The organism is Acholeplasma sp. ORD1043, assembly GCF_057808485.1.
Window position 1 is genome coordinate 1 of the sequence record NZ_JAQLOJ010000020.1, and the last position, 15,110, is coordinate 15,110.

Sequence of the window (15,110 nt, forward strand, 5' to 3'; positions counted from 1 at the left end):
AAGTATTTGACATCCTCCGAGTTATAACCTTTTTTTAAACGTTCTATTTCTACTTTAAGCATGAGTATTTCATGCTTTAAAGACTCAATTGATGCTTCTTCTTGATTCGTTGGTATTTTATCTCTTATTTTTCTTTTGGTTATTAAACCACTGATCCCTTCTGTTTGATACTTCTCTACCCACTGTCTTTGTGTTTTGGTAGCGACGTTATATTCCCTCATAATGGATTTTTTACTGATGTGATCGTTTAATATCATCTTAACAATCTTTAGTTTGAAGTCAACACTATACTCATTCATAGGCTTTCTGCTCCTTATATTTTTATATTATACAATATGTTCTTTTAGGTGATACCTATGTGTCCCACTTTTTCATAGCAGAGCATTATATTCTACCACATCATTACTTTATAGGCAAATCAAAATATAAATGGGTTGCATAAAACCCCACTATCAGTTTTTTATGTATATATACTATGTATATATAACTTTTTTTGATTATTATTTTTTTCATATTTCAATAAATAATTTAATGTATTAGGTTCCCACATGAGTTCATTTCTGATGAGTATTGCATAATATTAGTCTTTCGTGTTTTTATAGACCTTTTGTGTTTTTATTAACCTTTCGTGTTTTTATTGAGTATAAAAATAAAAAAGTCTACAAACCACTTGATTTATGTGATTTATAGACTCGTGTTTTGGAAAGAAAAAAGGGATAATCTCCCTATTTTCATATTCTATTACGTCGATACTATTGTATCAACACTGTTGTGCTTATATGGTGGAACCGATGGGATTTGAACCCATGTACGAGACCAGTCTATAATCATAATCTACATGTTTAGTCAATCTAATAGTTTAATGCCGCCTAGCAAATTGACAAAATTAGCAAGCACGAGTCGAGTATTATTTCATCCATTGAACCTAGACATATCCAAGGGACTAACCTGCTATCTGAGGCTAGCTTAAGTCACAGGTATACTTAAGGTTGCCACTCAATTTCGACTTATTATGCGAAAGAGTAATTTAAAGTTTGATTTCCGGATATTAATCCTCACGTTTTTAAGAGCGTAACCTCTACATGCATATGATCACTTCTTGACCTCGGCGAATCCATAAACGGCCCCAAGCGAGATTATTATATATCATTTAATCTTTTTTTACAAATAAAAAATGACCAAATGGTCATTTCTTTTATTAATCTTTCAATAATCTGTTTTGAACAACTGGTACAGATATTAATACTAGGAAGATTGGTGTACCAATAAGTGCTGCAACAACTGCTTCCATCATACCATTGAAGCCAACTAGATAAACTAAGATCGCAGCAATATCTGTACTTCCAAAGACCGTAACTAAGACATCATATGAAAATATTGATGCAAAAACTACAACAAAAATCGTATGAATTAATGTACCTAATATGAATAATGAAGGTACAAGCAAACTTTTATAGTTATGTTTTTTATATAAATAAAAGTATGTTCCAGCAAAAAGCAAGATAATTCCTAAAGCAATGATATTAATCCAAATTTGGTCAAGTTGTTTGAAAATCTCATTTACACCTAGGATGATACCACCAATTGTTACAATTCCAATTCCAACTAAAGTAAGCGTATACCCTACAGGTTTATCAACAACTTTCTTTAAAAGCTGATATAGAAAATGTACAGCTACCGCAAATAATACTCTTGGTAAAATTGATACCATTGGATTAATAAATGCAACATTAAATCCAACCTGATTCATAAGTGCTTGTAGTAAACTGACAACTCCAAAGGCTAGTGCAGGAATAAACGCATACTTACGTCTAAATAAAACAGCAGCAAGTAGCACTGGAATATGGATAATTGTAATCGGATTACCAGGTACTAAGGTTATAAATCCAATTTGAGGTACAAACCCCATTAAAAAGATAAGTGCGACAAAAAGAGATGTCAGCACTAATTCAAAAGTTTCGTTTCGTTTCATGTATTTAAGCTCCTTTTTAGGCCTCATTGGGTCCCATAAGTTACGAAATAAATTTTATCACAAACGTTTTATCAATGTTTAAACATTGCTTACTTTTTTTAACAATAACTGGTAATGTTTAAGTCTAATAGCCACCATTTCATCCAATGATTTTGTTGTTTGATAAACATATTCACTTAAGTTATCAAGAACAGAGAATGCATAACTTCGATTATTTAAACTCTTTTTAATTGATTCTAACGCACTAAAAACTAATTTGTCTAATTTATTTACTTTTTCATTGGTTTTATATTTAAAATACTCACTTTTAGAAGCATTTTCTAAATAATCATAAATATTTTTACGATAAGTATCAATCAAATCCTGATGTTTCTTTATTGATAAAGAATCAACACATTCAAACAACCAATCAATTAATGAATTGTCATTTAAGGATTGGATTGCTTTTAATGCTTCGTTACCGATATTTATTTGGTTTTGTTTAAATTTAATCTTCATGGTTTTACCCTAAGCTTACTAAATGGCTATACATACGCATTTTCTAATATAATTCGTTGATAAATTATGTTAAAAATGTTACAATTAATAAAGATATGATGTATAATGTATACAAATGAGGTGAATTCACAATCATGGAAATGTTCAAAAAATATATGCCACACATTTCACTTGGTGCTGGTGTGTTAATTCTAATTTTAATGTTTCTTCCAGCAATTTCAATCCGTAATGTAAGTGGTGATCATGATATTCTTGGTTTCTTCGTAGCATTCGGTTCTAATTCTGCTTCTTTAAAATTGTCAATGAATTTAGTTTTACTCTTATCTTTCTTATTACCTATTATCGCAGGTTTATTGCACTTTTTCACTAGAAAATCCGAAAAAAGTAAATTATTTCAATTCATTTCTGTTGGGTTATTCGTTGTTAGTGGTGGATTATTCTTTACAGCTCCAGCATTATTTGATGCATTCGTTGGTGAACTTTGGATTGATAATGTTTTAATTAACACTTACATCACCAATTATGGATTAGGTATAATTTTTGCAGCAGTGTTCTCACTTCTTACAGCACTTACTTCAGTAATGACAGCATTCATTATCGAATAATAAAATTAAAAAGATGCTAGTAGTTTTTTGTGACTACTAGCATCTTACTCTTTCAGTGAAGCCTTTTTTATTTCCACATTCCTAACTCATTTAAAATGTTTTTATAGTATTCAAGTCCATTAACCAGAATAATTTCATCAAAATTAAAATAATTAGAATGAAGAGGATTCACAAATCCTTTTTTTTCATTTCTAGTCCCAATTAAAGCAAAGAAACCTGGTACTTCTTTTTGATAATATGCAAAATCCTCTGAAAACATATATGGTTTAGTTTCAACAATTTGATCTTTAGTTAAAGACGCTTTTACAATCTCATAAAGTTCTGGTGCATTATAGACAGCTGGATAATAATCAACTATTACATCTTTAATAGTCACACCATATGCTACTTCAATACTTCTTGAAACATCATGCATCTTTTGTTTAATCAATTCAACTGTTTCATCACTAAAGCCACGAATTGTTCCAGTAATAATGACTTTATTCGCAATTATATTTCCTGCTTCACCACCATGTATTGTACCAATTGTAATAACGGCTGGTTCTAATGAATCAACATATCTTGAAATAATGTGATTGATTTCTGTAATAAGTGATGCAGTAGCTAAAATCGCATCTTTTCCTTCATGAGGCATCGCACCATGTGCTGATGTACCTTGAATTTCAAATTTAAATTCAGCATTTCTTGCAAGTAATGGTCCAGATTTAATACCTACTTTACCCTCTGGTAAACCAGGAAATACATGAAGACCAAAAATCTTTTCTACATTAAAATCTTTTAATGCACCTTCTTTGATCATCACATCAGCTCCACCTGGCCCTTCTTCAGCTGGTTGAAATAACATCACGATATCTTGTGCCGGCTCTGGTTGAGTAGATAAAAATTCTGCTAAGCCTAATAGAATTGACATATGGCCATCATGACCACATGCATGCATTTTACCTTCTGTTTTAGATTGAAAATCAACATTCGTTGCTTCTGTTACTGGTAAGCCGTCCATATCAGAGCGAAATGCAATTGCTTTATTTAGTTTTCCTTTTTTAACTGCAACCAAGCCAGTTTTAGCATATACTTTAGGTTCATAACCAAAAGACTCAAGTTTTTCATTAACATATTTAAAAGTTTCAAACAAATCAAATTCAAGTTCAGGAATTTGATGCAATTCTCGTCTGTATTTTGTTAATTTTTCTAACATGTAGGCACTTCCTTCGTAAAAAAATCTATTTATAAATTAAATCCTTGGTTCAATTCTAACACTTATTTCAATTCTGTCAATTCTAGTTTATGAGCACATTTAATTTTATGCACTTTAATTTAAATTTCAAAGTTTTGCTATATAATTTAATCAAAGAGTTTCACTTAGTTCAATAAGGGGGATAACAAGTTGAACAAAACAAAAATTGTTTTTTATTCTGTGAGTGGATTACTTGTACTTTTAATTGTGATGTTTTTAGGAACATGGATAAGTACAAATAATCAAGCGAGTGAATATGATGAGTTAATGTACTTTAGAAAAACTCAGATTTATGTTGCGATTGATAATAGATATAGTAAAGTATTAGCTTATCAAGCAACAATTCAAACTGCTGATAATCAAATTTTGACTCAATTGGGTTTAATAACTCAAGCGCGTGAAGCTTTTGCAGAAGCAATTGAAAATCAAATACCACCAGATCAACTAGAAGAAGATTTTACTGCATTAGAATCGATGTTCATTACATTGGTATCTTATATGGAAGATAATCCGGGTAATTGGACTACCGTTGGTATTACTTCAGCTTTTTTAGCTGAGTATAATGCTTCTACTAATGCAGTTTCATTTGCTATTAATCAATATAATGAAACAGTCTTTCTTTATAATTCATTTTTAAGAAAGTTTCCAAATAATATGGTTTCTTTTGGATATGAATTGAAAAATGCATATTCACTACCTTCAGAATTTGTATTAACGCTTCCTTATGCATAATTGATCATGAAATCATTACTCACTAGACGTATTTTGATATGCCTTTCATTTTGTATACTTTTACTATTAACAGCTTGTGCAAAACCATATACATCTTTAGACCAACCAACCTCTGAGTTTTATATTAACGATGCTGCAGGTGCACTTCTTCAGTCGACGAAGTGGTACATTTTTTCAAATGGTCAATATTATTATGAAGATACAATGACTTATGATGGAATTGAAAATGATGAATTACGAGGCATTCAGATTGTTGTAGCTACACACTTAGGTGAAGTAGGTTCAATTGATACATCTAAAATATTCAATAATTATGGTGTTGGTGGGAATGATTTAGGTATTATGATCTTTTTATTTTTTAAAGATATTGATGGCGAAAAGGTATATCAAGAAATGGTCTTTGAAATTGGCACTAGAATGAGTACTTACTTATCCGCTTTTGAAGCAGATCTTTTAATTGATGCTTATTTTAATGACCCAACACTTGAAGATATTGATGAAAAAATAGTAAATTTATATTTTGAACTTATTGCAGAAACAGCAGATAAAATCTATGACTGGTCATATAGTTATATCGAAGAAACTTATTATGGAATCAATGATTTTATTCATGAAAAATACTCACTTAATAGTAAACTTCCAAGTGAAGATCAAATTTGGGCATTCACACTTAGTCCAACTGAAACAATCATTTGGATAATAATTGCACTAGTTTTTTTAGGTGCTTTTGGCCGCTTTGTTATTCCATTAATTCTATCAATGATGGGTTTTGCTAAAAATAGTGGTGGCGGCGGTACTTCTGGGGGATATTGGTTTAGAAAATAGTAAAAAGGAAGTCGTCTGACTTCCTTTTTTATTTAAAGAAATGTTTCTTTTTTAGTTTGAACAAATGCAACCTTAAAGCTTAACATACTATCAAAAATAATTGGTAAGCTGGTTGACCAAACATTTGCTCCATTTTCTTTTTGATTTCGAATGACTTCATCCATTAAATCAAGCACTGCTTTTCCGGTGTAAATAACATTATCACCAATTCTTAGACTATAATTATTTCCTAATACATAATCATTTGTTGCAACTGTATAGTAAGTTTCATTATTAATCGAACCTAGTCCCGCTTTCTTATACACTGCAACACCACTTAATTGATTAATCACACTACCTTTAACACGGACAGTTGCTACCGTATTATCAAATGGTGAAATTTGGAATAGCTTAGCATAACTGATATCCTCATTCTTATCGATTGAAGTACGAGTTCCTCCAAAATTATGAACACCAAAGTCCGCATTCGTATATCTTTGCATAAGTTCAGCAATATAGTAAGTTAAATCATTTTGTGAATAGTCAAATCCTGATTTGATAATTGGTTCATATAAGTTTGAAATCTCATCTGTATAACTTTCTACTATTGATTTAATCAATGGATTCTCAGTTTTTAATCTTGCTTCATTGTTGCGATTTAAATTGATTGCATTTGTTTCAATAACACCATCATTAGGGTCATAAGTTAAAGTAACTTTACCAACATTCGTACCATTTGCACCTGATTGAATAATATTTACTTTCCCATGAGAAGTGGTTTCAGTTCTAACATAAGCATAGTGTGTATGACCATTAAAAATTGCATCTACTTGTTTTAATCCTGTAAATTGAGCAACTTGTGAATTATAGTAACTGGCATCTTGGTGATTGATTGCTACAACAATATCAGCACCATCATTCACTCTTGCATATTCTGCCCAATAACCAGTTAATTGAACTGGGTCAACAAACTCATAATCTTGAACTCTACCATATGTGATTGAACTCTCTAAACCTAAACCAATTGTTCCAATAACTGCAATTTTTACACCAGATTTTTCAATAATCGTATAAGGTTCTAGATCTTCAATTCTAGCATTCGTATCTTTACGATAAATGTTTGCACCAAGGAATGGGAAATTAGCTTGTAGTTCATTTTGACCATTAAAGTACTGGGTTACTTGTTCAATACCCCAATCAAATTCATGGTTACCAATAACATACGCATCTAAGTTTAGTCTATTTAAAATATCAATCACAGATGCACCAGTATACCAATTTGAAAAGATTTGACCTTGTAGAATGTCACCACCCGCAAGGAAAAGGGTTGTATCTGGATTGTTCGTTTTTTCATCTAAAATTAAATTACCTATCTTTGATAAACCAATTGAGTCATTATCTTCTAAAACGGCACCATGTAAATCGTTAATGTAGTAAAAATTAAAATCAATCGTTGCCTCAGGATCAACAGTTTTACTCATGACTTTCACTACTGCGGTAGATTCATAACGAACAGATTGATATGTTAAATAAAATAAAACATCATACGATCCTGCTGTTGTGTAGTTTACATCTGTATCATCAAACATCAATAGCCCTGATAAATTTTTACCTTCAGGTTCAAATGTTGCTTTTACTATATTCAAATAATTTGGTCTAGTTGAACCAATATAATGAACAATCTCTTCATCGTGTTCAAATATAACTGTATTTTTTTCAATTTCTTGACATGAAATTAAAATAAACAATGATAAAACAATGGTTAATATAAGAAATAGTCTTTTCATAATTACCAACTTTCTTAGTATATTATACTAAAAAAAATAGAGATATTACTCTCTATTCTTCAAAAATCTTTAAATCATCCTTGGTAAAGTGTTTTACTTGGTACATTGCAATATCTGCTTTTGACATTAAATCTTTCAATTTATCACCATGTATTGGATAAATTGCAGTACCAATTGATGCAGTAATTTTTAATGTATGATCTCCAACTATAAATTCATTCTTTAACGCTTGTGCGACTCTTTGAATTTCAGCTGTTAACTCTTCTTGATAACCATGGTATTCAAGCAATAAAACAAATTCATCTCCACCGTATCTTGCTGCAAAATTTGTACCAGATACTAAGTTTGATAATCTTTCACCAATTTGTTTTAAGACTTCATCTCCCACATCGTGTCCATAATAATCGTTTATCTTTTTGAAATCATCTAAATCTACTGCCACGATAGCAAAACTTTCATTATTTTCTAATTTTGAGTTAAATTGTCTTAAAAATAATCGTCGATTTGGTAATTCAGTCAATGAATCATAATATGCATATCGATCCAGTTTTTCTTTTAAATCATATATTTCTGTAATATCAGTTAATGATACAATTAATAATTTTTCTTCAAGTTCATCCACAATCGAAATAGAAAGTAATGAGTGCATAAGTTCTCCACTTTCTTTTAAGATTGGTAATTCTTTATTAAGAATTTCTCTCTTATTTAACTGATAATCCTTTGTATCTTGACGATCCTTGATTAAGCTAAATGCTTTGGCTTGACTATAATGTTTTCCAACTAAATCTTCACGTTGATATTCTAATTGTTTAATAAATGCTTCATTTACATCAAGAATTAAATCTGTTTCATATGAAATCATTAACATCGCATGCGGACTCTTGGTGAAAATTGTCTTAAATTTAGTTTGTTCTGAGTTAATACCTTGCCATGCTTTATCACTTACAAGTAAATTAAAGATCATAGCAAGTAAAGTAAATAGTATGTAATACACAAGAATAATTGTGTAGTCAATTGAATTAACTAAATGATAGTTTGCAACTTCAACATCAATAAAAAAAGCATTTACAATTCTTACAACAGCAATTAAACCAACAACTGCCATAAATGATGCAGTTATAATTGTATTGTTCTTACTCGGGCCTTCTTTTAATTTAAATAAAATAAATGAACCTCTAAACGTAATATATGAAACCGTAATATTTAACGAAATAATTTGATAGGTTAATTGATAATTAAATGAATTAAAGTAAATGATTAACAAGGTCGATAAAAAGATCAAAATATACATTTCAAAATAACTTACAAATCGGTCAAAAAAGCGATCTATACCACTAACTAAGCATAAAATACCAACCATAATCAGTACACCTGAAAGTGGTACGGTAAAATCCTTAACAACAGAATTGGAAAACATAGAAATAACTAATCCAAAAGTATGGATTATAATCCCGATGATCCATCCTCTAATCCCACGATACTTTTTACCCACTTTATGATAAGAGTGAGAAAGCAATAGCGATGTTGTCAGAGCAATTAAAAAGCACGCTAAAATTATGGCTGTATAAATCATATATCTCCCCTACATGATTTGCAGTATTACTAAAATTATAGCAAATATTTTTCAAAATAAATCTATAATACAATAAAAAAAGAACAAGTTCTTATTTTTATTCTGAATTAGAGGTTTAAGTATGTTATTTGCACAACTTTATAAATATTGTGATACAATAACGTTAGTAAAAAACATCAATCGGCAAACTTAGGGCAACCTAAGGACGCAAAGCTATAGGGTCTTTAAACGAGACAGCCAGTTGCAACTTCCAACGAAGTTAAAACTGCTGTCTTTTTTTAGGGGAAAATGACATGAAAGTTAAAATCCAGTTAACTATATTCATCATGTTACTCATCTTTATCGGGGGAACTACATTTGCCTTCTGGTCATACAGGAGTCTTTTTTCTTCTGAAACAAACAATACAATTACAATAGGTACTGGTAAAACTTCAATTACTTCTGTTGATTTTTCATATCTTGGAAATGAAACATATAGACTAGTCCCACTAGGTAGAGCTTCAAGTTCAGAGCCCGGTGCTGTCGAATTTGTTTTACTTGTTTATGAAGTAGAATGGACTCATAATGATGAACCCGATTTCGAAGGAACCATTTATGATTTAATCGTCTCAATTGAAAATATAACGCCAGAAAATGAAGTGTTAGAAGGACTACTTAATATCACTTTTCAAGTTGGTGGTGTCGAACCATCCAACTTAAGTGGAGAATCAAGTCTAGATAATACTAACGGGTCAATTGAAATTGATGGAGATAAAGTTAAAGTTTATATTTTAGTTACTTTAGATAATCCGGAATCCATCGGTGAGTATGATCAAATTGTTGGTGAAACAATCGTATTTGATGTCAAATTTGAAGTTATAAAACCTACTGTTTAAGGAGTATTCAATGGATTTTTCACGTTATAAAAAATTGAAGTATTTAATCATGTTTATGGTTTTATTATCATGTTTTTTAACGACGTCGATTTCCTTTGCTTATTGGATGAATTTAGTAATCGGAAATCCTTCTAATGCTACACATAATAATATATCAATTCCTTCTTGGAATTATTTAATTGATGTAGCACCATCAGGTATACCTGAATATGATCCAAATGGTACATATGCAAATGGAGATTTGGTATGGTATCAAGGTGTTATATATAGAATTAGTCATCAAGGTTATGGTGGTAAATTTCCACCTGGTGAACCATATGGTCCGTTTAAAGATATTACGATGTTTTATCTTTCTACAAACACATATGAAGTCGGTGAAGTTGTTGCCTATCAAGGTAACTTCTATCAAGTCTTGAATTCAGGAATTGCAAATGCTAGAACTCCAGATATTAGTTTAGGTTGGACGATTTTCAATTTTGCAATATTAGAATACAACACGAATTGGATATACGAAAATAATCACCACGTTATGTATAATGATTTAATTTATCGAGTTGCTGAAAAAGGATCTGCAAATAATGCTGCTAATCCAAACACACTTGAAGGTTGGGAAAGATATAAATTAGGTGTAAGACCGTATGACCCTACGATTAAATATATACTCGGTGATACAGTGGATTACAATGGTAGTCTTTACTATGTTACAAACGCCACTCAAGCTAATGCGAATAATCCTTCTACTTTAGTTGGATGGTCTACAAAAAATGCACTCATTCAAGAATTTGTTAATGGGAAATCTTATCCATTAAATACCCTTGTAAACTACTTTGGATACATATACGAAACTAAAAATCAATATTATTTTTCAGCATCACCAGCAGGACGTATTAATTGGGAACAAAAAAATGATTACTTCCCAAATTATGTTGCAGGTTCTCAGTATGATGCAAATGTTTATGTTAAATATAACGGCAATGTTTATCGTTCAAAACATAATAATTCAAGCGCACCAAATACAAGTGCATGGGAATTAGTAAATATTCTTCCTTATAATTCTTCAATTACTTATTCTCTTGGTCAATTTGTAACATATAATGGTAAATATTATAAAGTTGTGAATGCCGCAAGAGCGAATCAATATGAACCAGGTGTTGAATATAATTCTTGGAATTTAATTGATACGAATGATTATTCACCAACGAATGTATATGATGCAAACTCCATTGTTAAATATAACGATATTTATTATAAGGTTGTTAATGTAAGTAACGCTAATGCGAATGTACCTGGTACAGCACCAAACTCATGGCAAGTTGTTGGTTCAGATCACTATGATCCATATCGTACATATGTTAATGGTGATTATGTAATTTATGATAATAAATACTATCAAGTCGTAAATGCCACACTGGCTAATTCAAATGCACCAGGCTTAGTAAAAAATTCATGGAATCAAGTAGGTACATATGAATATATTGAAACCAATACCTATTCATCAGGTGATTTTGTCGAATATGAAGGTAAACTTTTCCGTGTATCAGATGTAACAAGAGCTAATTTATATGCACCAGGTGAGGCTTATAACGCTTGGAATAGAATCAACACAAATGAATATCAATGGTACAATAAATATGCCTTAAATGACTATGTCGTTCATAATTCAAGAGTTTATATTGTACTCAATGAAACCAACGCAAATGCTAATGAACCAGGAACTTCTGCAAATGCATGGAACGAAGTTGGAACTTATGCGTATAAACACTTTAATTCATATAATGTTGGTGCAGTTGTTATCTACAATAATATAGCGTATGATGCGATTGCTAGTACTTCTGGTGTTGCTCCAGATAGTCCGTTAGGATCTAGTTATTGGAAACTACATACACAGTAACAAAAAGAGCTGATTATATCAGCTCTTTTCTTATATCCAATCCCCATTAATAATTGAGTTTTTAACGACTACATAATCAACTTTTCTAATTGCTTCAATATCTTTACCACCAGCATATGAAATAGATGATTGTAAATCTTCTTTCATTTCTTTTAATGTTGCTTCAATTTTACCTTTATAAGGAATTAAAATCTTTTTACCTTCAACATTGGTTCTTTCACCTTTTTGATGTTCAGATGCTGAACCAAAGTATTCTTTCATTAATTGTCCATTGATATCTACTGTTTTACCAGGAGATTCTTCGTGACCAGCAAAAAGATATCCCATCATAATCATTGATGCACCAAATCTAATTGATTTAGCGATATCACCATGTGTTCTAATCCCACCATCAGCAATCAATGGTTTTCTTGCAACTTTTGAACAACGCGCTAAAGCAGCAAGTTGCCAACCACCTGTACCAAATCCAGTCTTTAACTTAGTGATACAAACTTTACCTGGACCAACACCAACTTTTGTTGCATCAGCACCAGCATTTTCTAACTCACGAACTGCTTCTGGAGTTGCAACATTACCAACAATTAAGAAACTTTCTGGTAAATGTTCTTTAATAAAATGAATCATTTCAATAACTGTATCACTATGACCATGTGCCACGTCAATTGTAATATAGTCTGGAACTAAATTAAGTCGCTTTAGTTCTAAAACAAAATCATATTCTTTAGGTTTAATACCCACAGAAATAGATGTGTATAATCCTTCTTTGATCATATCTTGCATGAAAGGAATTCTTTTTTCTTCCTCAAATCTATGCATGATATAGAAATAACCATTCTTAGCTAACCATTTTGCTAAAGTCTCGTCGATGATGGTTGCCATATTAGCCGGAACAACTGGAAGTTTAAATCTAAACTTACCAAACTCAATCGAAGTATCACATTCACTTCTAGATTTTACAATACACTTAGAAGGAATCAATTGAATATCTTCGTAATCAAATACTTGCATACACTCCACTCCTTTTTTCTAACACAAACACATCATAACATATGTTATGAGCTTTTACAAAGATTTTGTCGTCTAAATTTTAAACTCAAAAACTGCATGAATTTTGTCTTGATCATTGTAAAAGATTACAACATAAGAATCCGTTGATTTTTTTGTCACTAACTTTATAGTGTCATACATTTGATAAGGAAATCTATGTTCAACAAAAAGTTTAGAAAATTTAAAATCAAGAGGTAATTGATTTGATGCAAATTCAACATAAAAGGCATTATTTAAATGTTGGAAATAATCAATATGTGAAGGTTGAACTTGGATGAGAGTTTCACTTATTAATTCGAACTCACGTTCTAAATTAATCTTTCTACCTACATCAACCATATCATATTTTGGATAACGACCAATAGATGCTAAAGATTCCTTACTCATTCGATACGGTTTTGAATTATCTCTTCTAATAAATGTACCTAAACAATATGATTCAATGATTGCTGTATGAGATTCATCGTAAATGATTGTGTTTCTATATCCATAAAATGGTGTTGTTTCATATGGAAATGTAACAACCTCAAGCACATCTTTATAGACTGGCCACTTTTTAATTTCAAGATATCTAAAATTTAATACAATTGCGTATTCTGCTTCGCTACTGGCAAATTCTTTATTTACGATTTTATCAATATGTTGTCCTTCAACATCTTGTATTAAATTAATTAAATCTACCGGCCTAATTTGGTAATTATAACCAATTTCCGATGTTTGAATAACTCTTTTTTCTTTTAGCATATTATCACCTTCTCAATCATTATATTGTTTTTATATCCTTTTAACAATAAAAGTTATAATTCTTAAATAAATTTATGATACTATAAATATAGTATATAGAAGGAGTTTACTATGAATTTTTTACTAAAACTTATATTAAATCGATTTGTATTATCTTTACTAATTATATTCTTATTTTTAATGGACTTTAAATTCATTCAATTAAATCCTTTCTCATACTATAGTATTAATCAACCTACAGTAGCTGCTACTGAATATTATGAAGTTGAATTAGGTGCTGCTACTGTGTATGTATATATCTCTTATGATGGACAAAACATTCATTTAGTTCCAAGTTCAGACATTCCTGATGTTAATTTAACTGAAAATCCTACACTTGTTGCTTGGTACTACTACTTTGGTGCTTACTTCATTGCCAATGTGATTCCATGGGGATTCTTCTTTCCAAAAGATAAATCAAAAGATAAAAAGAAAAAATAACTGGTCCATAGGATCAGTTTTTTTATTAAAAAGTGCGCTTTTATTTACTTTGAGGTTAAAAGTTTTATAATATAAGTATAAGGCAAAAGCTTTCAAATTAAACAAAAGGGGAGGTTTACACTTTGAAAAGTTTTTTATCAGCGCTAAGAAAATTTGCGCATAGTATTGGAGGATTAGTTGTAATGATCATTGTTGCTATTTGGCAACTGTCATTCTTACAAGTAATTCTAAATGGTGGTTCATTGACATTTGGGCTAGCAGAGATTGGCGTTTATCTTTCTACTCTAGCAGTGGCATTTGCAATTTTCTGGGCACAGTATAAGAGTAAGGTTCTCTTATCACACTTACTTGCATTCTTACTTTATGCAGATGCATTAAGAGCTGTATTAGTTCCATTATTCGGTGCACAATTTGATTCCATAACATTTACTATGATTATTGGATTGCTTGTTATGTTATATACATTAGGTGTCGTTGTGGCTGAATTTGTAGAAGGCAATCATCAAACAGCTAAGTTAGATTATCGTGATTTATTACCTATTCTATTATTTGCTGCAGCTGTTTATCTAGCATCAGGTTGGAGTGCAACTTTATTTGCATTAATTCCAGTTGTAATCGCGTTACTTCTTGGAAGCAAAGTCGTTGGACTGATTTATGCTTCTGCAACTTCAATTAGTTTAGCATTAACATTTTTAGCGGTATTATTGAATGCATTCGCACTAACCACACTTCTATTATTCCTAGTTGTTGTTGTAGCGCTGGTCTTCTTAGTACTAGATTTAGTTAAAGCTCTTCAAAAAAGCGAAGCTTAATTTAAAATAAACTAAATAAAAACGGCCCTTTAAAATAGATGGAGGTATTAACCTCT

Annotated in this window: 15 protein-coding genes, 1 other RNA gene and 1 riboswitch; of the genes, 7 read left to right on the forward strand and 9 right to left on the reverse strand. The window is 30.8% G+C overall.

Annotation, left to right across the window (positions count from 1 at the left end; genetic code table 11):
* The 4 genes from PG914_RS06695 to PG914_RS06710 all read right to left on the reverse strand — a co-directional run.
* A partial coding sequence (locus PG914_RS06695) for a transposase (protein ID WP_488823031.1) occupies positions 1-299 on the reverse strand: 299 nt, incomplete at its 3' end.
* 481 nt (positions 300-780) lie between these two features.
* Positions 781-1,128, reverse strand: a transfer-messenger RNA (tmRNA) gene (ssrA, locus tag PG914_RS06700).
* Positions 1,129-1,198: 70 nt separating this feature from the next.
* On the reverse strand, positions 1,199-1,972 hold the full coding sequence (locus tag PG914_RS06705) for a hypothetical protein (protein WP_488823033.1): 774 nt from the start codon (positions 1,970-1,972) through the stop codon (positions 1,199-1,201).
* A 78-nt stretch (positions 1,973-2,050) separates the two neighbouring features.
* On the reverse strand, positions 2,051-2,470 hold the full coding sequence (locus PG914_RS06710; RefSeq protein WP_488823034.1) for a hypothetical protein: 420 nt from the start codon (positions 2,468-2,470) through the stop codon (positions 2,051-2,053).
* A 134-nt stretch (positions 2,471-2,604) separates the two neighbouring features.
* Here PG914_RS06710 and PG914_RS06715 point away from each other — a divergent pair, with 134 nt between their 5' ends.
* The gene (locus PG914_RS06715) at positions 2,605-3,075 is read left to right on the forward strand and encodes a hypothetical protein (protein ID WP_488823036.1); all 471 of its coding nucleotides are present in this window, start codon (positions 2,605-2,607) and stop codon (positions 3,073-3,075) included.
* A 67-nt stretch (positions 3,076-3,142) separates the two neighbouring features.
* On the opposite strand, the gene PG914_RS06720 is transcribed toward PG914_RS06715, so the two are convergent.
* Complete coding sequence (locus PG914_RS06720; RefSeq protein ID WP_488823038.1) at positions 3,143-4,270, reverse strand: M20 metallopeptidase family protein; 1,128 nt, start codon at positions 4,268-4,270, stop codon at positions 3,143-3,145.
* A gap of 189 nt (positions 4,271-4,459) precedes the next feature.
* Here PG914_RS06720 and PG914_RS06725 point away from each other — a divergent pair, with 189 nt between their 5' ends.
* A complete protein-coding gene (locus PG914_RS06725) occupies positions 4,460-5,041 on the forward strand; it encodes a LemA family protein (RefSeq protein ID WP_488823040.1) in 582 nt (193 codons plus the stop codon).
* Positions 5,042-5,047: 6 nt separating this feature from the next.
* Positions 5,048-5,866 (forward strand): hypothetical protein, encoded by an 819-nt coding sequence (locus PG914_RS06730; RefSeq protein ID WP_488823042.1) that lies wholly within the window; start codon positions 5,048-5,050, stop codon positions 5,864-5,866.
* Between the two features lie 32 nt (positions 5,867-5,898).
* Here the strand turns inward: PG914_RS06730 and PG914_RS06735 are convergent, their stop codons facing one another.
* Together PG914_RS06735 and PG914_RS06740 are read right to left on the reverse strand one after the other, a co-directional pair.
* Complete coding sequence (locus PG914_RS06735) at positions 5,899-7,632, reverse strand: bifunctional metallophosphatase/5'-nucleotidase (RefSeq protein WP_488823044.1); 1,734 nt, start codon at positions 7,630-7,632, stop codon at positions 5,899-5,901.
* Positions 7,633-7,684: 52 nt separating this feature from the next.
* Entirely contained in the window at positions 7,685-9,049 is a 1,365-nt protein-coding gene (locus PG914_RS06740) for a diguanylate cyclase domain-containing protein (RefSeq protein ID WP_488823046.1), read from the reverse strand.
* A 328-nt stretch (positions 9,050-9,377) separates the two neighbouring features.
* A riboswitch (cyclic di-GMP riboswitch) is annotated at positions 9,378-9,454 on the forward strand.
* A gap of 44 nt (positions 9,455-9,498) precedes the next feature.
* Here PG914_RS06740 and PG914_RS06745 point away from each other — a divergent pair.
* On the forward strand, positions 9,499-10,080 hold the full coding sequence (locus PG914_RS06745; RefSeq protein WP_488823048.1) for a hypothetical protein: 582 nt from the start codon (positions 9,499-9,501) through the stop codon (positions 10,078-10,080).
* A 106-nt stretch (positions 10,081-10,186) separates the two neighbouring features.
* Positions 10,187-11,971, forward strand: a complete 1,785-nt coding sequence (locus PG914_RS06750) for a hypothetical protein (RefSeq protein WP_488823050.1) — start codon at positions 10,187-10,189, stop codon at positions 11,969-11,971.
* 30 nt (positions 11,972-12,001) lie between these two features.
* Here the strand turns inward: PG914_RS06750 and PG914_RS06755 are convergent, their stop codons facing one another.
* Both PG914_RS06755 and PG914_RS06760 read right to left on the reverse strand, forming a co-directional pair.
* Entirely contained in the window at positions 12,002-12,979 is a 978-nt protein-coding gene (locus tag PG914_RS06755; protein WP_488823052.1) for a GMP reductase, read from the reverse strand.
* A gap of 72 nt (positions 12,980-13,051) precedes the next feature.
* Positions 13,052-13,762 carry an acyl-ACP thioesterase domain-containing protein gene (locus tag PG914_RS06760; RefSeq protein WP_488823054.1) on the reverse strand — a complete coding sequence of 237 codons (711 nt, stop codon included), beginning with the start codon at positions 13,760-13,762 and terminating at the stop codon, positions 13,052-13,054.
* Positions 13,763-13,873: 111 nt separating this feature from the next.
* Between PG914_RS06760 and PG914_RS06765 the strand changes: the two genes are divergently transcribed.
* Together PG914_RS06765 and PG914_RS06770 are read left to right on the forward strand one after the other, a co-directional pair.
* A complete protein-coding gene (locus PG914_RS06765) occupies positions 13,874-14,242 on the forward strand; it encodes a hypothetical protein (RefSeq protein ID WP_488823056.1) in 369 nt (122 codons plus the stop codon).
* Between the two features lie 122 nt (positions 14,243-14,364).
* Positions 14,365-15,054: a hypothetical protein gene (locus tag PG914_RS06770; protein WP_488823058.1), complete on the forward strand. Its 690-nt coding sequence runs from the start codon at positions 14,365-14,367 to the stop codon at positions 15,052-15,054.
* Positions 15,055-15,110 lie beyond the last annotated feature (56 nt).